15 protein-coding genes are annotated in these 21,309 nt (G+C 63.9%); 11 read left to right on the top strand and 4 right to left on the bottom strand.

The window, feature by feature from the left end; translation table 11 throughout:
- Window positions 1–15: 15 nt before the first annotated feature.
- Both C7451_RS12025 and C7451_RS12020 read left to right on the top strand, forming a co-directional pair.
- Window positions 16–1,044, top strand: a complete 1,029-nt coding sequence (locus C7451_RS12025) for a 2-hydroxyacid dehydrogenase (RefSeq protein ID WP_110299202.1) — start codon at window positions 16–18, stop codon at window positions 1,042–1,044.
- A 118-nt stretch (window positions 1,045–1,162) separates the two neighbouring features.
- Entirely contained in the window at window positions 1,163–2,515 is a 1,353-nt protein-coding gene (locus tag C7451_RS12020; protein ID WP_110299201.1) for an ammonium transporter, read from the top strand.
- A 25-nt stretch (window positions 2,516–2,540) separates the two neighbouring features.
- On the opposite strand, the gene lepA is transcribed toward C7451_RS12020, so the two are convergent.
- Complete coding sequence (lepA, locus tag C7451_RS12015) at window positions 2,541–4,346, bottom strand: translation elongation factor 4 (protein WP_110299200.1); 1,806 nt, start codon at window positions 4,344–4,346, stop codon at window positions 2,541–2,543.
- 104 nt (window positions 4,347–4,450) lie between these two features.
- On the opposite strand from lepA, the gene C7451_RS12010 reads away from it, so the two are divergent.
- From C7451_RS12010 to C7451_RS12000, 3 genes are all read left to right on the top strand, one after another.
- Window positions 4,451–5,287, top strand: coding sequence for a diacylglycerol/lipid kinase family protein (locus tag C7451_RS12010; RefSeq protein ID WP_110299198.1), 837 nt, complete (start codon window positions 4,451–4,453; stop codon window positions 5,285–5,287).
- Window positions 5,284–6,015 carry a metallophosphoesterase family protein gene (locus C7451_RS12005; RefSeq protein ID WP_110299197.1) on the top strand — a complete coding sequence of 244 codons (732 nt, stop codon included), beginning with the start codon at window positions 5,284–5,286 and terminating at the stop codon, window positions 6,013–6,015. The genes C7451_RS12010 and C7451_RS12005 overlap by 4 nt, the downstream gene beginning before the upstream one ends.
- Before the next feature lie 93 nt (window positions 6,016–6,108).
- Complete coding sequence (locus tag C7451_RS12000) at window positions 6,109–8,160, top strand: GMC family oxidoreductase N-terminal domain-containing protein (RefSeq protein WP_110299195.1); 2,052 nt, start codon at window positions 6,109–6,111, stop codon at window positions 8,158–8,160.
- A gap of 63 nt (window positions 8,161–8,223) precedes the next feature.
- On the opposite strand, the gene C7451_RS11995 is transcribed toward C7451_RS12000, so the two are convergent.
- A complete protein-coding gene (locus C7451_RS11995) occupies window positions 8,224–9,483 on the bottom strand; it encodes an N-acetylmuramoyl-L-alanine amidase (protein WP_110299194.1) in 1,260 nt (419 codons plus the stop codon).
- 544 nt (window positions 9,484–10,027) lie between these two features.
- Here C7451_RS11995 and C7451_RS11990 point away from each other — a divergent pair.
- Complete coding sequence (locus C7451_RS11990; protein WP_167398521.1) at window positions 10,028–12,754, top strand: Rne/Rng family ribonuclease; 2,727 nt, start codon at window positions 10,028–10,030, stop codon at window positions 12,752–12,754.
- A gap of 82 nt (window positions 12,755–12,836) precedes the next feature.
- On the opposite strand, the gene C7451_RS11985 is transcribed toward C7451_RS11990, so the two are convergent.
- Entirely contained in the window at window positions 12,837–14,300 is a 1,464-nt protein-coding gene (locus C7451_RS11985; RefSeq protein ID WP_110299192.1) for a hypothetical protein, read from the bottom strand.
- Window positions 14,301–14,456: 156 nt separating this feature from the next.
- Between C7451_RS11985 and C7451_RS11980 the strand changes: the two genes are divergently transcribed.
- The 5 genes from C7451_RS11980 to C7451_RS11960 all read left to right on the top strand — a co-directional run bounded on the left by C7451_RS11980 (window position 14,457) and on the right by C7451_RS11960 (window position 19,748).
- Complete coding sequence (locus C7451_RS11980) at window positions 14,457–15,464, top strand: D-alanine--D-alanine ligase family protein (RefSeq protein ID WP_110299191.1); 1,008 nt, start codon at window positions 14,457–14,459, stop codon at window positions 15,462–15,464.
- A gap of 95 nt (window positions 15,465–15,559) precedes the next feature.
- A complete protein-coding gene (locus tag C7451_RS11975) occupies window positions 15,560–16,342 on the top strand; it encodes a succinate dehydrogenase iron-sulfur subunit (RefSeq protein WP_023837976.1) in 783 nt (260 codons plus the stop codon).
- Window positions 16,343–16,384: 42 nt separating this feature from the next.
- Entirely contained in the window at window positions 16,385–16,867 is a 483-nt protein-coding gene (locus tag C7451_RS11970; protein WP_244181848.1) for a PaaI family thioesterase, read from the top strand.
- Window positions 16,864–17,994, top strand: a complete 1,131-nt coding sequence (gene zapE / locus C7451_RS11965) for a cell division protein ZapE (protein WP_110299190.1) — start codon at window positions 16,864–16,866, stop codon at window positions 17,992–17,994. The genes C7451_RS11970 and zapE overlap by 4 nt, the downstream gene beginning before the upstream one ends.
- Window positions 17,995–18,107: 113 nt before the next feature.
- Window positions 18,108–19,748, top strand: a complete 1,641-nt coding sequence (locus C7451_RS11960) for an ATP-binding protein (protein ID WP_110299189.1) — start codon at window positions 18,108–18,110, stop codon at window positions 19,746–19,748.
- A gap of 4 nt (window positions 19,749–19,752) precedes the next feature.
- Here C7451_RS11960 and amaB read toward each other — a convergent pair whose 3' ends face one another.
- Entirely contained in the window at window positions 19,753–21,255 is a 1,503-nt protein-coding gene (gene amaB, locus C7451_RS11955; RefSeq protein ID WP_110299188.1) for an L-piperidine-6-carboxylate dehydrogenase, read from the bottom strand.
- Window positions 21,256–21,309: the final 54 nt, after the last annotated feature.

The raw sequence follows: 21,309 nt of genomic DNA, 5'->3' as shown, positions 1-21,309 counted from the left end.
AGGCATAGCACAGATATGCCATCCAGCCCCGCATCCAGGCCGTCTCAACCGCCGCACGAACCGGGCAGCCGCCCGCGCGTGATCGTCACGCGAAAGCTCGCCCCCGCTGTCGAAGCACGCATGGCCGAACTGTTCGACGTCACGCTCAACGTCGACGACCATGCCTTTACCCGCGACGAACTCGCAGCGGCGATGGCGGATTGCGATGTGCTGGTGCCCACCGTGACCGACGTGCTTGATGCGGAACTGATCGCAGGCGCGGGCGACCGGCTGAAGCTGCTCGCCAATTTCGGCGCGGGCGTCGACCATATCGACCTCAAGGCCGCGCGCGCCAGGGGCATCATCATCACCAACACCCCGGGCGTGTTCACCGACGACACCGCCGACATGACCATGGCGCTGATCCTCTCGGTCCCGCGCCGCCTTGCCGAGGGCGAGAAGCTGGTGCGATCGGGCCAGTGGGAAGGCTGGAGCCCTTCCGGTATGCTCGGCCACCGCATCGGCGGCAAGCAGCTGGGCATTGTCGGCATGGGGCGCATCGGTCAGGCAGTCGCACATCGCGCGCGCGGTTTCGGCCTCAACATCGTCTATCACAATCGCCGCCGCCTGCCCGAAAGCCTCGAACAGATGCTCGGCGCGACGTTCGAGCCCGATCTCGACGCGTTGATCGCTGGGTCCGACATCATCACCCTGCACTGCCCGCGCAGCCCGGAAACGCGTGGCATCATCGACGCGCGGCGTATCGGCCTGATGAAATCGAGCGCCTATCTCATCAACAGCGCGCGCGGCGAACTGGTCGACGAGGCGGCACTGATCGAGGCTCTCGAAGCAAGCCGGATCGCAGGGGCCGGGCTCGACGTCTATCCGCGTGAGCCACAAGTCGATGCGCGGCTGCTCGCGCTGAAGAATGTCGTGCTGCTGCCGCATGTCGGCAGCGCCACGTTCGAAGGGCGCGAGGTTGCCGGGCACAAGGTAATCGCCAATATCCGCTTCTGGTTCGACGGCCACAGGCCGCCGGATCAGGTTCTGGAAGGCTGGATGTAAACCCTCCGTTCGCCGCAGAAACGGGCGCGCGTTAATCGATTATTTGCCAAACTGCGGCATGAGGCGGCAGATACGCTGTCCCATTTGTGGACAGGTGGGATTTGGGAAAGTCGAGAGCATGATCGCAAGGCTGGTGCGCGTTTTCATCCTGGCAACCGCCGCCATGGCTGCGCCTGCATGGGCAGCCCCCGCCTTGGTCGATCCGTCGACGCTCGACATTTCCAACTCAGGCGATACTGCCTTCATGCTGATTTGCGGCGCGCTGGTGATGCTGTTCGCGCTGCCGGGCTTGTTGCTGATACAGGCTGGGCGCGGCACCGCGCGCGCCGCGCAGGGCGTGTTCCTGCAGGGCGGCGCGATCACTGCGCTGGTGTCGCTCCTCTGGGTCATGGTCGGCTATACCCTAGCTTTTGGCGACCCCGGCGGTGGCATCATTGGCGGCGGCAATGCCTGGATGCTGATTGCGCTCGGCAATGTCCGCTTCGGCACTGCCGTGCCTGAAAGCGCGTTTGTTCTCTTCCAGATCGCAGGGGCCATGCTCGCGGCGATGGTTGTCGCCGGGGCCTGGGCGGGCCGGGCCCGCTTCGGCTGGGCGCTGGCCTTTGGCGGACTGTGGAGCCTGATCGTCTATGCGCCGGTCGCGCACTGGATCTGGGGCGGCGGCTGGCTCTACGGCTTTGGCGTGCTCGATTATGCCGGCGGCATCGCGCTGCATTTCTGCGCAGGGGTTTCGGCGCTGGTCGCCGCCGTGGTCATCGGCCGCCGCACCGGCTGGCCAGGCGCCGCGGCCGCAACGCACAGCCCGATCATGGTACTGGCCGGTGGCATGCTGCTGTTTGCAGGCAATTTCGCACTCACCGGCGGCTGGACGCTGGCGGCGACCGACGATGCCAGCAGCGCGATCATCAACGCGCATGTCGCCGCCTGTGTCAGCGGCCTTACCTGGCTGCTGATCGAGAAACTGCGCACCCGAACTGTTACCGCGATGGGCCTGGTCAACGGGCTCATCACCGGAATGGCCGCGATTGCGTCCGCCTCGGGCCTGGTATCGCCGGGAGCTGCCATCCTGATCGGCCTGATCGCCGCACCGGCGGGCTATTTCGGCCTGCGCTTCGTCACCGAGACGCTGGCGATCGACGACAGCAACCACGCCTTCGCCCTCCACGGCATCGGCGGCCTGACAGGCGCCCTGCTCGTCGCGATATTCATCAGCGAGAGCTTCGGCGGCGTAGGCTATGGCGAAGGAAGCGGCATGATCGGCCAGCTGATGGCACAGCTGATCGGCCTGGCAGGTGTCGCAATGTGGTCGATCCTGGCGACGCTGATCATCAGCTATGGTATCGCCCTGGCCATGCCGATGCGGATCTCGCCAGCCGAGGAAGCGGGCGAAGCGATAGCCCCTGCTTACCCGCAGCCAGCAGCGACCGATCCGTCAGCAATCGAGATGCAGCCCGCCGCGCCGAAGGGCTAGCACAGCCGATCGGCGCGGGCGCAGGTCATTCCTCGCCCATTCTGAGCGCGGCGATGAACGCTTCCTGCGGGATGCTGACCGAACCATATTCGCGCATCCGCTTCTTGCCCTCTTTCTGCTTTTCCAGCAGCTTTTTCTTGCGGCTGATGTCGCCGCCATAGCATTTGGCGGTGACGTCCTTGCGCATCGCGGCGATCGTCTCGCGCGCGATCACCTTGCCGCCGATCGCCGCCTGGATCGGGATCTTGAACAGGTGGCGCGGGATCAGGTCCTTCAGCCGCTCGCACATGCCGCGTCCGCGCGATTCCGCGCTGCCACGGTGGACGATCATGCTCAGCGCATCGACCGGCTCGGCATTGACCATGATCGACATCTTGACGAGATCGCCCTCGCGATAGCCGATCTGATGATAGTCGAAGCTGGCATACCCTCGGCTGATCGACTTCAGGCGGTCGTAGAAATCGAACACCACCTCGTTGAGCGGCAGCTCATAGGTCACCTGCGCACGGCCGCCGACATAGGTGAGATTTTTCTGCAACCCGCGCCTATCCTGGCAGAGCTTGAGGATGCTGCCGAGATATTCGTCGGGGCAATAGATCACCGCCTCGATCCACGGCTCCTGGATCTCGTCGATCTTGGTCGGATCGGGCATGTCGGCCGGGTTGTGCAGCTCGATCTCGCCGTTCCCGTGGGTCAGTTTGATCTTGTACACGACCGAAGGCGCGGTGGTGATGAGGTCGAGATCGTATTCGCGCGTCAGCCGCTCCTGAATGATCTCGAGGTGCAGCAGGCCCAGGAACCCGCAGCGGAAGCCGAAGCCCAGCGCGGCGCTCGATTCCATCTCGAAGCTGAACGAGGCATCGTTGAGCCGCAGCTTTGAAATGCTGTCGCGCAGCTTGTCGAAGTCATTGGCATCGACCGGGAACAGCCCGCAGAACACCACCGGCTGCACTTCCTTGAAGCCGGGCAGCGGCGCGGGCGCGGGGTTCTTGACCGTGGTGATGGTATCGCCGACGCGGGTCTGGCTGATATCCTTGATCTGCGCGGTGATGAAGCCGATCTCGCCCGCTGCCAGCTCGGGCAGGTTCTCGATCTTGGGCCGCATGCAGCCGACCCGGTCGACCAGATGCTCGGTGCCGCCGGCCATGAACTTGATATTCTGGCCCTTCTTGATCACGCCGTTGACGACGCGCACCAGGATGACGACGCCCAGATACGGGTCGTACCAGCTGTCGACCAGCATCGCCTCGAGCGGCGCATCGCGGTCGCCCTTGGGCGCGGGGATTTTCTGGACAATCTGTTCGAGAATCTCCTCGATGCCGATGCCCGACTTGGCGCTCGCGAGCACCGCTTCGGAAGCGTCGAGGCCGATAATGTCCTCGATCTCCTTCTTCACCTTTTCCGGCTCGGCGGCGGGAAGATCGATCTTGTTGATCACCGGCAGGATCTCGTGGTCATGCTCGATCGACTGATAGACGTTCGCCAGCGTCTGCGCCTCCACGCCCTGCGCCGCATCGACGACGAGCAGCGCGCCCTCGCACGCTGCAAGCGAGCGCGAGACCTCATAGGCGAAGTCGACATGGCCCGGCGTGTCCATCAGGTTCAGCTCATAGAGCTGGCCGTCCTTGGCCGTGTAGTTCAACCGCACCGTCTGCGCCTTGATGGTGATGCCGCGCTCTTTCTCGATATCCATGTTGTCGAGCACCTGCGCAGACATCTCGCGCTCGGAAAGACCGCCGGTCCATTGGATCAGCCGGTCGGCAAGCGTCGATTTGCCATGGTCGATATGCGCGATGATGGAGAAATTGCGGATGTGCTTGAGGTCGGTCATGCCGCGCGATTAGCAGGGGTCTGCGCACCTGTCAGCAGGGAATAGAGGCCCTGCAAAACCGACATGGATCAAGAACCAAATCCGCGCTGGCGCGTAGGCCGCGCATGACCAAGACCTGGCTTATCGTCAACGAAGCGAGCGGCAGCTATGACGCAGCCGTGATCGCCGATATCGTCACCTGGTTCGCGCAAAGCGACCAGCCCGTGGATTGCATCGTCCGCTGCCCTGATGAGGACTTGCCCGACCCCGGCAAGCTGGTGGCCAATGGTGTCGATCTGCTCGCCATCTATGCAGGCGACGGCACCACCAACAGCGCCCTGAAAACGGCATCGGGCTGGGATGGCGCTGTTCTGATCCTGCCTGGTGGCACGATGAACCTGCTCGCGCGCGCATTGCACGGGGAGCAGTCGTGCCAGTCGATCATCGGCGAGGCGGCAAGAAACCGCCGGACGGTCCAGCTGAACACGGTCGAGATCGGCGAGAGCACCGCTTATGTCGGCGTGATTGCGGGGCCGACCACCAGCCTGGCGCAGGTGCGCGAAAATGCGCGCCATGCCCGCTTGTCAGAATTGGTGCTGGAGGCCATTCCCGCCGCGATCAGCGACAGCCTGGCCGGGCCGCAGGTGGGGATAAAGGGCCATGATGACCGCTTCCCCGCCATCTTTGCGGCCCCGCGCGATGACAGCATGGCCTTATGCGGCTTCACCGCATCGACCATCGGTGAGGTGCTGAGCCACGCGGGCGCCTGGCTGAACGGCGACTTCCGCGACGGCCCGCGCGTCGATCTGGGCAGCGCATCCACCGCAACGCTGGTGAGCGAGGCGGACGAGATCGGACTGCTTATCGATGGGGAACAAGCCAAAGCGGTGCCGGGTGACGTGCTGCGCCTCGCCCGGGCGCCGCACCATTTTGTCGAAACCCGCCCGTCGGCTGCGCCATGACGCTGCTGTTCCACGCCAGCGACCTTCATTTCGGTGCGGAAGACAGCGCGGCGCTCGCGTGGTTCGCGCAGGAAGTGTCCCGGCAGCAGCCCGATGCCGTCATCATCACCGGCGACCTGACCATGCGAGCGCGGTCGGCCGAATTCGCTGCCGCCCAGACATGGCTGTCAGCGCTTGGCCGGCCGGTGCTGATCGAGCCGGGCAACCACGATCTGCCCTATTTCAATCCGGTGCGCCGCATCTGGCGGCCCTATGGCCGGGTCATGCGGCTACAGGAACAGTTGCATGAAGGCGTGATGCTCGACAATGTCCATCTGGTTTCGCTGCGGACCACCGCGCGCGCGCAGCTGCGGCTCAACTGGTCCAAGGGCCGGGTGGGCAAGCGCGCGCTGCATGAAGCGTTGCTGGCGCTGCAGGATGCCGACCATGCCACCAGGCTGCGGATCGTGCTGACGCACCACCCGCTGATCGAGGCGGAGACCCAGTCCAGCGGTCGCACAAGGGGTGGACGCACCGCGCTGGAGGCGATCCGCGGGGCGGGCGCCAATGCAGTGCTCTCCGGTCACGTCCATGACCCGTTCGACCTGAGCGTCGAGACACCTGCGGGCGAGATCCGACTGATCGGCGCAGGCACGCTGTCCGAGCGGGTTCGCGCCACCCGCCCCTCCTTCAACCGGCTGCAGGTGTCGGAGGGCAGCCTGGACGCGCAAGTCTGCGCGATGGAGTGAATCGGATCATTAACGCGGCATAATCTGCGGATTCTTACAATTCGCCGATCCTCTGCTACCCTATTCTTCGGGTGCAGGGGGGATTCGCGAAACATGATGAGAAAGCCGTTCAATCCGTTCGAGTCCGCAATCTGGAAGCGGCTGGCGGAAACCATGCTGGTCGAGCCGTCAAAGATGGCGATCACCCCTGCCCAGGTCGTCGAAAACCTGCAGCGCGTGTTCGGCAACATGGAAGGCGACAAGCCAAGGGAAATGGCACTTTCGGTCATCGGTACCTGGCTCGTGCTGGGCGGTCCGATCTGGCATTTCGCGCCGCGCAGCTTTCGCATCTGGCGGATCGAGCGGCGGCTGAAATACAGCCGCATCGACATTTTCCAGGACATGGCCCGCATCCGGGGCATCGTCTATGCAGGCTATTACGGGCACTGGATAGATCAGGACGACGCGAATATCTCCGACGCTGCGGCCGAGGATGCCAATCGCGCCAACCCGGTGTTCAACGCGATCGGCTTTACCCTGCCCCGTCACCGCAGCCGCGCTGGCACGCCCGATGATCCCGAAATCGCCGAATATACCGGCAACGATCTGCCCTATACGGTGTTCGTCGGCGAGGATGCGATTCCCGACAGCGTCGAGGTGGTGGTGATCGGATCGGGTGCTGGCGGAGCGGTTGCCGCATCGAACCTTGCCGATCAGGGTTATGAGGTGCTGGTCGTCGAGGCCGGGCCGTATCTGCCCAGCGCGCGGATGACGCCCAACGAGGCGCACATGTCGTCCACGCTGTTCAAGGACGGTGCGATCCAAACGACGCACAACCGCGATATCATCGTATTTCAGGGACGCACCGTCGGCGGATCGACCGTGGTCAACAACGGCATCTGCCTACGCCTGGCGCGCGAGGGCGAAACGCATCCGGACGCGCATGACGTGCTCGCGCACTGGCGCAGCATCGGCGCGCCAGTGGACGAGCAGGCGCTCGAAGCCGCCTATTGCCGGGTCGAGACGCGGCTCGGCGTGCACGAGATCGACCGGCGGCTGGGGCGCAACAACGGCACGCGGCTGCTCGCCGGATGGGATGCCTATGCTGCAGGCTCGCATGACCCGCTCGACACGCGCGCGGTCACCGGCTGGTTCCGCAAGAACTGGGGACAGAAGCACGAACCCAATGCCTGCGTGTCGTGCGGCTATTGCAACACCGGCTGCCCTTATGGTCGCAAGAAGGCGATGCCCGAAAGCTTCCTGCGTCACGCGACGCTGCACGCCCCGCGCAAGGCGCGCATTCTGGCGCATGCCGCCGTGTCGCACATCGGCTGGTCCGGGCGCGACGATCAGGGGCGCAGGATAGCCTCATCGGTGCAGGTGGTGCTGCCAGATGGCCGCGCAAAGACGATCCGCGTGACCAAGGGCGTGGTGGTCGCGGCGGGCACGATCGCGTCAAGCAACATCCTGTCGGCGAGCGGCATCGAGGGCACCGGGCGCGACATCTCGCTCAACATCGCCTGCCCGGTCCCCGCGCTGATGCAGGGTCCGGTCAACGCCTGGGACGAGGACCAGATGGCGACCTTTGTCGACCGCGCCGATTTCCTGATCGAGAGCCATTTCCAGCCGCCGATGAGCATGGCCTCGCTGGTTCCCGGCTGGTTCGACGAGCATTTCCGCCGGATGCTGAACTATAACCGCCTCGCTTCGGCGGGCGTGCTGTTCCCGGCGGATCGGCGCGGCACGATCCGGAAGGGCAAGCTCGCCTTCGAGCTCGAGCAGAGCGATCTCGCCGTGCTCCGCCGCGCGCTGGCGACGCTCACCAAGGTGCATTTCCGCGGCGGCGCCGAGGAAGTCTATCCCGCCTTGCTCCATGGCGAGACGCTCTCCCGCGGGATGAGCGATGCGGAGATCGACCGGTTCTTCGAGGAGCATATCGAGGAACCCGACGATGTGGTGCTATCCTCCAGCCATCCGCATGGCGGCAACGGAATCAACAGCGATCCGCGCAAGGGCGTGGTCGATCTCGACCAGCGCGTTCACGGGGTTACCAATGTGCTGGTCACCGACGCGAGCGTGATGCCCAGCTGCATCCGCGTCAACGCGCAGCTGACGACGATGGCCATGGCAGACAGGGTCACCTGCGGAAAAAGGGTATTCGGCTGATCAGTCCTTGCCGCAAACGCCGGTCTGCGGCGCGCTGATGGCGCGCCTCGGCCTGAGGCTGCTCTAGCGGGACGCAAGCTTGCGTGCGAAGAACACGGTGACCGCCTGGCTCACCGATTCCCCGATGCGCTTGCGATAGCTGGCGGAGTTGAGCAGCGCGATGTCATCGGCGTTGCTGACATAGCCGGTTTCCAGCAGCACCGAGGGCACGTCAGGCGCCTTGAGCACCATCAGCGAGGCAAAGCGATGGGAGTCGGTGCGAAAGTTCATCTTTGCATCGCCCTCGCGCCGCAGCAGGCGGGCAAAGTCGGCGGACAGGTTCATCGTCTCGCGCTGGGTAAGATCGATCAGGATCGACGATACGTCGGAGGGCGCATCGGCAAGGTTCACGCCGTTCAATATGTCCGCCTTGTTCTCGCGCGCAGCCAGCCGGGCCGCCTCGCGGTCAGAGGCGACCTCGGACAGCGTGTAGATGGTCGCCCCCCGCGCCGTCTGCGACGCGGCGGCATCGGCATGGACCGAGATGAACAGGTCCGCGCCCAGACGTCGCGCAATCCCATAGCGTTCCTGAAGCACGAGGAAGGTGTCGCTGTCGCGGGTCAGCGCCACGCGCACCCGGCCGGTCTTGAGCAGTTCGTCGCGGATGGCGCGGGCGATCTGCAACGTGACCTTGCTCTCGCGGGTGCCGTCGTGCGGGCTGATCGCACCGGGATCATGCCCGCCATGCCCGGCATCGATGACCACCAGCGGTCGGCCGTCATCCTTGGGCCCCTCGATCCTGGGCAGTGGCGGCGCCTTGCTGGGCTTGGGCAGCGGAATGCGAACGCTGTACCGGCGCGGTGGCGGCTCTGCGCGAAATCCGGCGGGCGGCACGAAGGACTGGCGCGGCGCGCTCAGCACACCGGTCAGTTCCGACGATCCCAGTTCCTTGACCGACAGGGTGAGACTGCGGCCGTCCTCAGAGAAAGAGCCTCCGCTGACCATCGCCGGGCGATCGAGATCCAGCACGATACGCGCGGTATCGCTATCGAATTGTGCCATGCGCACCGTGCGGAACAGGCCCTGCTGGACCAGCGCATCGGACCGCGCGGTGGCCCCCTTGATATCGATCGCGATGCGGTCCGGTCCGCTAAGGACAAAGCTGCTGGCACCCTCGATGGCGTCGTTGAAATGCAGCACCACCTGATTGGCGCGGATCTCCACATTGGAAACCTCCCCCGCGTGGACGGGCGCGGCGCATGCCATCGACGCGCAGATGGAGGAGAGCCAGAGCATGGCCATGTTATGCCCCCGGCGCGAATGTCCGGTCCAGTGCATTTTCATGATTCCCGGATTCCTGCCTGATCACTTGATGAAGGCAGGATTAGGGTTAAGCGGGAAAAACCCTGTGAAACGACCTGGTTAACAGGAATTTCAGCATGAATCGGAAGAGCGCGGACCGCAATGGAAACGGCATTGCGCGCCCGCTATCTGCAGTAACGGCAGACGAAAGTGCCGATTGAGCTTTTTGTTGCTGTATTGCGTCAGCGATGCTAGCAAAGCTTTGCGGCTCATGGGCTTTACCAGCCATCGCCCGCACTCACTGACAGCATTTCGGCGCAATCTGCCGGGAATGCTGTATCACCAGGTTGACGCTTTATGGGTTTGAATACCGCCTTTTCCGCCACCCCGCTTCCGGGCGGTTGGCTGCGGAAAAGCGACGCGGCCAGTGCGCTTGACGCCCTGCAAACCCGTTCAGCAGACACAATCCTTATCGAAAAAACCCGTTTGCGCACCGCCCCCATTATCGGGAGCGGCAGCGCCATAACAGACAGAAGCGCTGCGACCCGGCCGGTTCCGCCCGGTGCGCGCGCACGGAGAATATTGAATGACAACGCGCATGTTGATCGATGCGCGCCACCAGGAAGAAACCCGGGTGGCGGTGCTCAAGGGAAACCGGATTGAGGAATTCGACTTTGAATCTGCCGAACACAAGCAGATCAAGGGCAATATCTATCTCGCCAAGGTTACCAGGGTAGAACCCTCGCTGCAGGCTGCTTTCGTCGATTACGGCGGTAACCGGCACGGCTTCCTCGCCTTTTCGGAAATCCATCCCGATTACTACCAGATCCCTCGCGAGGACAAGCTGGCGCTGCTGGCCGAAGAAGCGCGGCACGCCAAGGAAGAAGCCGATGCGCTGGCCGCAGAAGAAGAGGCGGATGATGCCGCTGGTCGTGGCGGTGAGGAAGGCAGCTATGATGACGGTCTGTCCGAAGACGGGCTGATCGAGGCCGACGACGAACCGATCGTTGCGGAAACCCTTTCCGGCGACAGCGAAGGCGATCCCGACAGCGAAGACAGCGAGAGCGACGGCGAAGCCGAGGAATCGCGCGAATCCAGCGGCAACGGCCGCGGCAATGGCCGGCGTCGCCGCCGCGATGGCAGGGGCGGCAAGGCCAAGGCCAGCGACGAGGCGCGCACCAACCGCATGGCCCTGCGTCGCCGCTACAAGATCCAGGACGTGATCCAGCGTCGTCAGGTGATGCTGGTGCAGGTCGTCAAGGAAGAGCGCGGCAACAAGGGTGCGGCGCTGACCACCTATCTGTCGCTCGCGGGTCGCTATTGCGTGCTCATGCCCAACAGCGCGCATGGTGGCGGCATCAGCCGCAAGATCAGCAACGCGTCCGACCGCAAGCGCCTCAAGTCGATCATAGCCGAGATGAAGCTTCCCGCGACCATGGGCTGCATCGTGCGCACCGCCGGCCTTTCGCGCACCAAGCCCGAGATCAAGCGCGACTTCGACTATCTCGCACGGCTGTGGGACGAAATCCGCGAAAAGACGCTCAAGGCTTCGGCCCCGGCGATCATCCATTCGGACAGCGACCTCATCAAGCGCGCGATCCGCGACATCTACAATCGCGACATCGAGGAAGTGCTGGTCGAGGGCGAGGCGGGCTATCGCGCTGCCAAGGATTTCATGAAGCTGCTGATGCCCAGCCATGCGCGCCGGGTGAAGAGCTATTCGGACCCGGTACCGCTGTTCCAGCGCTATGGCACCGAGGATCAGCTTTCGGCGATGTACGAGCCGGTCGTGCAGCTGAAATCGGGCGGCTATCTGGTCATCAACCCGACCGAGGCCCTGGTGTCGATCGACATCAATTCCGGCCGCTCCACCAAGGAGCACGGTATCGAGGCGACGGCACTCAACACCAATCTGGAAGCGGCGCGCGAGATCGCCCGGCAGCTGCGCCTGCGCGACATGGCGGGCCTGGTCGTCATCGATTTCATCGACATGGAATATGGCTCGAACATCCGCAAGGTCGAGAAGGCCATGCGCGATGCGCTGAAGAGCGACCGGGCGCGCATCCAGGTCGGCCGCATCTCGGGCTTCGGCCTGATGGAGATGAGCCGCCAGCGCCTGCGCACCGGCGTGCTCGAGGCATCGACCCGCACCTGCCCGCATTGCGACGGCACCGGTCTGGTCCGCACCGCATCGTCGGCGGGTCTCTCGGCACTGCGCCTGCTGGAGGAAGAGGCCGCGCGCGGCCATGGCAGCATCATCACGCTGCGCACCAGCCAGGAAGCATCGATCTACGTCCTCAACAACAAGCGCCGCGACATTGCCGAGATCGAGGAGCGGTTCGGCGTGCGCATCGAGATTCTGCCCAATGGGGAGAATGAAGGCGCGAAGATGGAAGTGACCGCCAGCGGCCCGCGTCCAGAAAAGGTCGTCACCTTCCAGCCGATCATCGATGAAGACGATGACGATATCGAAGACGACATCGACGAGATCGAGGAAGAGGAAGAAGTCACCGAAAAGCGCGGTGGTCGCGGAAATCGTGGCGAGCGCGGTGAGCGGAGCGAACGCCCAGCCGAGCAGCGCAGCAGCGAGGAAGGCGAAGGAGGCGGCCGAGCCAAACGTCGACGTCGCCGCCGCGGCAAGCGCGGACGGCGCGACGGTGACGTGACGCAGGGCGAAATCGGCAGCGAGTCCGAAGCAGAAACCGGTGTTCAGTTCGAGGAGCCGGACGCAGCGGCAGACGCCGACGCTCCGGTCGAGGTCGAGGTCGAGGCGAGCGAAGCCGTCGAGGCTGCCGAAGATGGCGGCGAGGCCAAGCCGAAGCGTGCGCGTCGCGGTCGCCGTGGCGGACGCAATCGCAAGAATGGCGAGGCTGGTGAAGACGGCGCCGAAACCGCTGGTGACGAAGCACCGGCGGAAGCTCCAACCGAGCCGGTGAGCGAGGAAGCCGCCGCGCCTGCCGAAACCGCGGCAGAGCCCGAAGCCGAGCCGGTGGCCGAAAAACCCAAGCGCAAGCGGGCTTCGCGGGCAAAAAAGCCGGTTGCCGAAGCGGAGGGCGAGGCCCCCGCAGAAGCGCCCGCTTCCGAAGTGGAGCCTGCTGCAGAGGCCGAGCCTGCGGCCAAGCCCAAGGCCAAGCGCGCGCCGCGCAAAAAGGCTGCACCCAAGGCCGAAGCGACCGATACGGTAGCAGCGGAACCTGCAGCCGAACCCGTGGCAGAAGCTGCCGCAGCCGACACGGCCAAGGCCGCCGAAGCACCCGCCGAAAGCACCGAACCGCCGCGTCGCGGCTGGTGGCAGCGCACTTTCGGCAACTAAAGGGTCTCAAGTCGCAACAAAAAGGGGTGCCCCGCCAGACCGGCCGGGCACCCCTTTTTCGTCTTGGTCCGAGCTGCCAGGCTCAACCGGCAGCGATCGCCGCCTCGAACGCGTCACCGATCACGGCCATGTCAGCATCGAGCTGTGCTTCGGCTGCATCCCCCATGCCCGCCAGCGCCACCATCTGTGGCATCGAGATGCCGATGCGCAGCGTGCCGCGCACCTTTCCGGCCATATCCGGTCCCTGGAAGCGGGCGCATTTGACCGGCTGGCCCAGCCGCACGCCCGATTGCATCATCTTGAGCTGGATCGCGGTCGCTCCATCGAAATCGATCGCGCGCCCCTCCCCACTGAGGTCCACGGTGGTCAGCGTGCGCATCTCGATCGGATGGGCGCCAGCGGACTCGCGATCGGCAAAGGGATAAGGCGTCACGCGCGTCCCGCCGATGCGATCGACCAGCGCCAGTGATGCGGTGCGGAACTGCTCGACGACCCGAGCGATCGTATGGAAATCGAGCGCCTGGAAACGCTCAAGCTCGAACAGCGCCGCAGCCAGCCGCAGTGTCAGCCCGGCATTGCCACTGTCGGGCAGGGACACATCGCTGGCCCAGCTTTCGGGAAGCTCGGCGCGGCGGAAGATCGTCGCCATCCCTTCACCGAGCGGCGCGATGCGCTGCGCTGTCGCGCGCGGCACCAGCGCAAAGCCGGAAAAGGGCGGACCACCCATGAACTTGGAACCGGTCAGCAGCACGACGGCACCGCGCATCAGATAGGCACCGATGGCCGGGCTAGTGATCCGTGCCTGGCAGGCATCGACGACAAACCCGACCGAATCGCCATATTGCGTGATCAGCGCATCGATATCGTCGAGATGCGGCAGGATGAGACCGGTCTTGGAGCCGTGCACCACATGCAGCAGCGGAAATTTGCCCGCCAGCAAGGCGCGCTCGATCTCGCTGCGCATGGCAGCAACGATGACCGCGCTATCGAACGCTTCCCCGAATCCGTTGCGTACCGATATCTCGGACAGCGATACCGGCGACAAGCCGGGAACGGGCTGGGCCTTGGCGGTCGGCAGGCTCAGCGCGGTCTGCGCGGCAAAATACTGGCCCGCAGCGCTGAGGATGCAGCCGCTGCCCACCTCATCTGCACCCAGCAGCACGTTGTGGATGCCGTTGGGCGCTCGTCCGGAAAAAGCATGCAGCGCAATATATTCCAGGTCTGTGCCCGAGGCGGAAAACGCGATCTCGGTACCCTGCGGCAACCCATAGGCCGATGCGATGCGGGAGCGAAGCACCGACAGATGGCCGGCATAATCGGTTCCGGGCATGTCCGGCGTCATCTCGTGATCAGCGACGAACTGGCAAAGATGGCTGAACGCGGGCTGCGAAATGTCATTGGCCGTCGACGACGCATATGTCACCGTATGGCGCGGAAACGGAGAGCTGAAATATTTGTTCGTGCCGTCCTCGTGTGCAGGGACGATGCGCTCGTCTCCACCCAGGGTGAGAAGGTGGCTGACGGCCTTGTGCAAATCCTGTTGCATCAAACTTTTCTTTCGCTGCGCCCCCGAAGCGGATAAGGGCGCGCCTATAGGGTTGCTGGCCATAATGGCAAGCTGCTTTGGCCTCGACCCGTCATTTAGCCCGAATGCCCCTGCGGACCATTGCCGCTACGGACACCAACGAAAGTACGCTCTGCCGTGACCCAATATCCTGCCCCGCAGACCATCGATGCCAAGACCCGCGCAACGTTGAAAGTACTGTTCCTTGCAAAGCACGCGCTGGGGGACGGATCGCTGCACCCCGAAGATGGCAACCATGCCGTCTACCACAATGAGGTCCGCACGATCCTCGAGGGCCTTTTCGACAATCTTGTGGTGGGCAACCAGTACGCGATGCTGTTCGACCCGCCCGAGGTGGATTTCGTTTTCTCGCTCCTGAACCGCGGCGGCTTCGTCAATTCCGAGATGCTCGTCCCGCTGCTGTGCAACCGCAAGGGCCTGCCCTATCTCGGCGGCAGCCCGATCCTGCGTGGCCTTTCGGACGACAAGCATCTCTCCAAGCTCGTTGCGCGCGCGCGCGGCATTCCGACCGCAGACTGGGCGATCTATCGCAAGGGCGGCCCGGTCGACGAGAAATTCTGCCCGATGGCCGAGCGCATGGTGATCAAGCCCAATGCCTCATCCGCAAGCTGGGGCGTGCGCGACGCTGGCGACTGGGCGGCTGTGAAGGACGCCGTCGCCGCCATCCACGAGGAAGGCCATGACGCGATTGTCGAGCCGTTCCTGACCGGCAGCGATGTCGAAGTGCCGGTGGTGACGATGCACGGCCGTCCGCTGACCCTGCCGATGATGCTGTTCGAACAGGCTGACCCCACGCATCTGCGCACCTACTGGGAAAAGCGTGATCTGGTCGAACGCGCCAGCAAGTACGAGCTGGTCGATTTCGAAGGCTCGCCGTTCGAGGCCGAGATCGCCGCGCACACCGCCAATCTGGCGCAGGAATTCGTGCCCTTCGATTACGGACGCTACGAATTCCGCCTGGACGAGGAAAAGGGCGAGCTCAACTTCCTCGAGGTCAATCTCAACTGCAACCTGTGGAGCCAGAAGGTCTTCGGCCGCTCCGCCGTCCGCGCCGGCTGGACCCAGGAACAGCTGATCGAGACGATCGTCGCGGAGAGCCTGCGCAGCCACGGGTTGATGGATTGAAAATCCTTTTCGCTTAAGGGCGCCATATGCAATTGAGCCTCGGCGCCAAAATGACTATCTAGGCTCCGGACGCATTGAAGGACGAGGGATTTTCCATGGCTACGTTTACGCTCCCGGCGAACAGCAAGATCACTGGCAAGGGCCAGGCGTTCAGCGCGAAGACTGGTGGGCGGCTGAAACGTTTCAAGGTTTATCGCTACGATCCCGACAGCGGCGAGAATCCCCGCTATGACACGTTCGACATCGATCTGGACGATTGCGGGCCGATGGTGCTCGACGCGCTGATCAAGATGAAGTCGGAACAGGATTCGACGCTGACCTTCCGCCGTTCGTGCCGCGAAGGCATCTGCGGATCGTGTTCGATGAACATCAACGGCCGCAATGGACTGGCCTGCACTACCGCGATCGAGGATTGCAAGGGCGAGGTGCGCATCACCCCGCTGCCGCACATGGACGTTATCAAGGACCTGGTCCCAGATTTCAGCCATTTCTACGCGCAATATGCCTCGATCCGCCCCTGGCTGCAGACGGTGACGCCGGTGCCTTCGGGCAAGGAGCGGCTGCAGTCGCCCGAGGATCGCGCCAAGCTCGACGGGCTGTACGAGTGCATCCTTTGTGCCTGCTGCTCGACCAGCTGCCCCAGCTATTGGTGGAATTCGGACAAGTTCCTCGGTCCCGCCATCCTGCTGCAGGCCTATCGCTGGCTGGCCGACAGTCGCGACGAGATGACTGGCGAGCGACTCGATGAGCTGGAAGATCCGTTCCGCCTCTATCGCTGCCACACCATCATGAACTGCGCCAATGTCTGCCCCAAGGGCCTGAACCCGGCGCGTGCCATTGCCGAAATCAAGAAAATGGAGGTCGAACGGCACGTCTGATCGGCCCGTTAGCTGACAGACCCGTTCGATACCCCCGCAGAGGTGGACGCAACCGCTCTCGACATGCCCGATGATTTCGCGTTCGGCCCGGACCCTGACCGTCCGGGCTGGATGCGCTGGGCACTGCGTGAACAGAACCGCTACAACAGCACGCTCGGGCCCATGTGGGTGATGAAGCGCGATGACGGCATCGTCGTGGTGCGGACCGAGCCTGGGCACCTGCAGGGCAACCTTGCCAATAACGTGCATGGCGGCGCGATCCTGACCCAGGTCGATATCGCGCTGTTCGTCTGCGCGCGGCTCCATGGCGCGCTGCGTCACGGCCCCGGCGTGACTCTGGATCTGAACAGCCATTTTGTCGGCGCCGGCAAGGTCGGCCTGCCGCTCGATGCCGAGGTGGAAGTCATCCGCGAAACCGGACGGCTGATGTTCCTGCGCGGGCTGGTGGTGCAAGCAGGCGAGACCGTCTGCGCATTTACCGGCACCATCCGCAAGACCCCTGCCCCGCGCGAGCAACGCAATTGACCTGCACGCTTGCCCGCTATGACAGATTGGTCAGCGCGGGCGAATTGCGGCCCGACGAGGATCAGCGAGCGGCAGCCGTGCGGTTGCAGGCGATGCAGGATGCGCTGGAGGCCGTCCCGCCCCGCGGATCGCTGCTCTGGCGGCTGATGGCGCGCGAGCCAAAGCCCGATCCGGTGCGCGGCCTGTACATGTTTGGCGGGGTGGGGCGCGGCAAGTCGATGCTGATGGACCTGTTCTACGAATCGGTCGACATCCACCGCAAGATCCGGGTCCATTTCCACGAGTTCATGCAGGACATTCACGCCCGGCTTCGGGTCGAGCGCGACAAGATGCAGGGTGACCCGATCCCGCCGGTCGCGCGCCAGTTCAGCGACAATTACCGGCTCATCGCGTTCGACGAGATGGTGGTCAACAACAGCGCCGACGCGATGATCATGTCGCGGCTGTTCACCGCGATCATCGAGGCCGGTGTCACCATCGTCACCACGTCCAACCGACCGCCCGACGACCTGTACAAGGACGGCCTCAATCGCGAGCATTTCCTCCCCTTCATCGCGCTGATCAAGCAGCGGCTCGATGTGCTCTCGCTCAACGGCCCGGTCGATTACCGGCTCGAGCGCCTGTCCGGCACCAGCACCTGGCATGTGCCGAACGGTCCGGAGGCGACCGCTGCGCTGCGGGCCGCGTTCTTCCGCATGACCGATTACTCGCCGGATGATGCGGCGCATGTGCCGAGCGCCGATGTGCCGATCAGCGGCGGGCGGACGATCCATGTGCCCAAGTCCTTGAAGGGCGTCGCGGTCTTCTCGTTCAAGAAGCTGTGCGGCGAGGCGCGTGGTGCACCCGATTATCTTGCCATTGCCCGGCGCTATCATACGGTGTTCCTGGTCGGCATCCCGAGGCTGGGGCCGGAAAACCGCAACGAGGCGGCGCGCTTCGTCACCCTGATCGACGCGCTGTACGAGATGAAGGTCAAGCTCATCGCCGCTGCCGACGCCGAACCGGCGGAGCTTTACGCGAGTGGCGATGGCCGGTTCGAATTCGACCGCACGATCTCGCGGCTGATGGAGATGCAGTCGGACAGCTATCTGGCGCTAGGGCACGGTTCCCGCTCGGCGGAAGATTAAACTGCTACCGTGTCGGGATGAATTCCCGCAACGCCATGCAATCCCAACATAAGTTTGCGTGTGGCAGGCTAACGTGTTTATCAGGATGACGTTTTCCGAACGGACACCAATCCATGCTGAAACGACTGGCCATCGCAACCGGATGGGCGCGCCGGACGCGCAATTCACCGGTCGCGCGGATCGCTATTGCGCTGGGTGCCTGTGTTCTTGGCGTTGGGGGGCGACTGGTCCTCGATCCCTATCTGACCGGCACGCCCTTCATCACCTTGTTCGGCGGTATCGTCATTGCTGCCTTTTTCGCCGGATTCTGGCCCGCCATGCTCACGACAGCCCTGGGGGCCATTGCGCTGGAAATCCTGATCATGCCCAGAGTCGCCATCGCACGCCCGCACGACATGGACTGGCTGCCCACCACCTTTTTCCTGCTCACCAGCCTGATGATCGCGCTGATCATCGAAAGCGTGTTCCGCGCACATGAAGACCGCCTGTCAGTGGTCGAGGAACTGGCGCGGTTGAATGCCGATCTGGACAGCCAGGTGGCCGAGCGCACCAGGCAACTCGAGCAGCAGGTGGCAGAGCGCCAGGTCGCCGAGGCACGCTTGCACCAGGCGGAAAAGATGGACGCCATCGGCCATCTTACCGGCGGTATCGCGCATGACTTCAACAACATGCTGGCGATCATCACTGGTTCGCTGGATCTCGCCAAACGCCGCATGGGAGCGCAGTCGGACGCCAGGATCGTCAGTCATATCGACAATGCGGCCAACGCCGCGGATCGCGCTGCAGCGCTGACCCACAGGCTGCTGGCTTATGCCCGCAAGCAACCGCTGGACCCTCGCAGACTGGATGTGAATGCGCTCGTCGGATCGGTGCATGCCCTGCTCGAGCGAAGCCTCGGCGAGCAGGTTATCGTCGGCCTTCATCTCGACCCTGCAGTCTGGCCGTGCCATGCCGACCAGACACAGCTGGAAACCGCGATCATCAATCTGGCGGTCAATGCCCGCGATGCCATGCCCGATGGCGGACACTTGATGATCGAAACCGGCAACATCGCATTGGACGAGAGCTATTGCGGCCAGCAAGACGATCTGACCCCTGGCGACTATGTCCAGATCGCGATCAGCGACACCGGAATTGGCATGTCCCCGGAGGTGCAGGCTCGTGCGCTAGACCCCTTCTTCACCACCAAGGATGTCGGCAAGGGCACCGGTCTGGGGTTGAGCCAGGTTTACGGCTTTCTCAAGCAGTCGGGCGGGCATCTGAACCTCTATTCGGAAGAGGGCAAGGGCACCACGGTCAAGCTCTATCTGCCGCGCGCGACTGTGCGCGAGGGCCGCGATGCAGTCGATCCGGACACGACCTTGCGTTTCGTGCCCCCGCAGAACCTGACCGTGCTGGTCGTCGAGGATGACGACGGAGTGCGCGCGATGGCGCGGGCCAGCCTGACCGAGCTTGGCTTCATCGTTCACGATGTCGACAGCCCGTTCGAAGCGTTGCAGCTGATCGAGGCCGGACTGGCCATCGACCTGCTGTTCACCGATGTGGTCATGCCGGGCATGAACGGCAGGCAGCTTGCCGAACGCTTGCGGGAGATCCGCCCGGACCTGAAGGTGCTGTACACCACGGGCTACACCCGCAACGCCATCCTGCACAACGGCGTGATCGACAACGATGTGGTGCTGCTGGTCAAGCCGTACAGCGTCGATGATCTCGCCAGGAAGATCATCGACGCCCTCGGGCCATCGCTGAACTGAGCGGTTACAGCTCGAACCGGACGCCTTGCGCCAGCGGCAGCGCACGCGAATAGTTCACCGTGCTGGTCTGGCGCCGCATATAGGCCCTCCAGCTGTCCGATCCGGACTCGCGACCGCCGCCGGTTTCCTTTTCGCCGCCGAATGCGCCGCCGATCTCTGCGCCGGATGTGCCGATGTTGACATTGGCGATGCCGCAATCGCTGCCTGCCGCCGCGACAAAGGCTTCGGCCTCGCGAAGATCGTTGGTGAAGATCGACGAGGAGAGCCCCTGCGCCGCCGCATTGTTGAGTGCGATCGCCTCGTCCAGTTCATCATAGCGCAGGCAATAGACAATGGGTGCAAAGGTCTCGCGCAGCATCGGCCCGGTCTGCGCCGGCATCTCGACCACCGCAGGGCGGACATAGACCCCCTGGCCCGGCCCCGCGATGCGTTCGCCGCCATGGATCGTCGCCCCCAGGGCCCGTGCATCCGCCAGCGCATCGCGCATTGCGGCATAGGCGGCCCCATCGATCAGCGGACCTGCCAGATTGGCAGGATCGCGCGGGTCACCGATCGGCAGCCTTGCTGCGGCGGAGATGATCCTGGGTACGAAGCTGTCAAAGACCGAACGGTGCACCAGCAGCCGCCGCAGCGACGTGCAGCGCTGGCCCGTGGTTCCCATGAAACCGAACGCGCAACCGGTAAGCGCCAGCTCCATGTCCGCGCTAGGGGCCACGATCGTGGCGTTGTTGCCCCCCAGTTCAAGCAGGCTGCGGGCGAAGCGCTTCGCGGCTGCCTGGCCTACCGTCCGCCCCATGGCGGTGCTGCCCGTGGCGGAGATCAGCGCCATTCTGGGATCGTCGACAAGTGCTGCGCCGGTGGTCGCATCGCCCAGCACGAGCTGCGCCAGATCCCGAGGGGCATCCGGACCAAAATCTCGCGCCACCCGATCGAAAAGCGCCTGCACGGCCAAGGCCGTAAGCGGTGTCTTTTCCGATGGCTTCCACACAACGCTGTTCCCGCAGACAAGTGCCAGCGCGGCGTTCCATGCCCAGACCGCAACCGGGAAATTGAACGCGGTGATGATGGCGACCGGTCCCAGCGGATGCCAGGTTTCGCTCATCCGGTGCCCGGGCCGCTCGCTGGCAATGGTCAGGCCGTGGAGCTGGCGGGAAAGTCCGACGGCAAAGTCGCAGATATCGATCATCTCCTGCACCTCACCCAGCCCTTCGGACAGCGGCTTGCCGCAGTCGAGCGTCACCAGCAGTCCGAGCTCGGTCTTGCGCGACCGCAGCGCCTCGCCGAACCGGCGAACCAGCTCGCCGCGACGGGGGGCTGGAATAATCCGCCATTGTGCAAATGCCGATTGCGACCGCTGGGCAATATCTGCAACGTCAGGCAGTCCTGCAGAATTGAACCCTCCAATGTCCATACCATCGACGGGACTAGATATGAGATTCCTGCCCTCCGGAATATTTAATCCGAAAATGGACAGAACACGATCGACATCATTTTTGCTGGGATTCATCTTTTCCTCAAATAGTCGTTACAGCAGTTAATTTTGACCTATTGGGCATCAAGT

The organism is Blastomonas natatoria (genome assembly GCF_003201955.1).
Lineage (GTDB): Bacteria > Pseudomonadota > Alphaproteobacteria > Sphingomonadales > Sphingomonadaceae > Blastomonas > Blastomonas natatoria.
This window is presented reverse-complemented; position numbering and strand designations above follow the sequence as displayed.

Bases quoted from the DNA above. Each gene is read 5' to 3' on its own strand.
- C7451_RS12025 (WP_110299202.1), top strand. From the start codon at position 16: ATGCCATCCAGCCCCGCATCCAGGCCGTCTCAACCGCCGCACGAACCG.
- C7451_RS12020 (WP_110299201.1), top strand. From the start codon at position 1,163: ATGATCGCAAGGCTGGTGCGCGTTTTCATCCTGGCAACCGCCGCCATG.
- lepA (WP_110299200.1), bottom strand. From the start codon at position 4,346: ATGACCGACCTCAAGCACATCCGCAATTTCTCCATCATCGCGCATATC.
- C7451_RS12010 (WP_110299198.1), top strand. From the start codon at position 4,451: ATGACCAAGACCTGGCTTATCGTCAACGAAGCGAGCGGCAGCTATGAC.
- C7451_RS12005 (WP_110299197.1), top strand. From the start codon at position 5,284: ATGACGCTGCTGTTCCACGCCAGCGACCTTCATTTCGGTGCGGAAGAC.
- C7451_RS12000 (WP_110299195.1), top strand. From the start codon at position 6,109: ATGATGAGAAAGCCGTTCAATCCGTTCGAGTCCGCAATCTGGAAGCGG.
- C7451_RS11995 (WP_110299194.1), bottom strand. From the start codon at position 9,483: ATGAAAATGCACTGGACCGGACATTCGCGCCGGGGGCATAACATGGCC.
- C7451_RS11990 (WP_167398521.1), top strand. From the start codon at position 10,028: ATGACAACGCGCATGTTGATCGATGCGCGCCACCAGGAAGAAACCCGG.
- C7451_RS11985 (WP_110299192.1), bottom strand. From the start codon at position 14,300: ATGCAACAGGATTTGCACAAGGCCGTCAGCCACCTTCTCACCCTGGGT.
- C7451_RS11975 (WP_023837976.1), top strand. From the start codon at position 15,560: ATGGCTACGTTTACGCTCCCGGCGAACAGCAAGATCACTGGCAAGGGC.
- C7451_RS11960 (WP_110299189.1), top strand. From the start codon at position 18,108: ATGCTGAAACGACTGGCCATCGCAACCGGATGGGCGCGCCGGACGCGC.
- amaB (WP_110299188.1), bottom strand. From the start codon at position 21,255: ATGAATCCCAGCAAAAATGATGTCGATCGTGTTCTGTCCATTTTCGGA.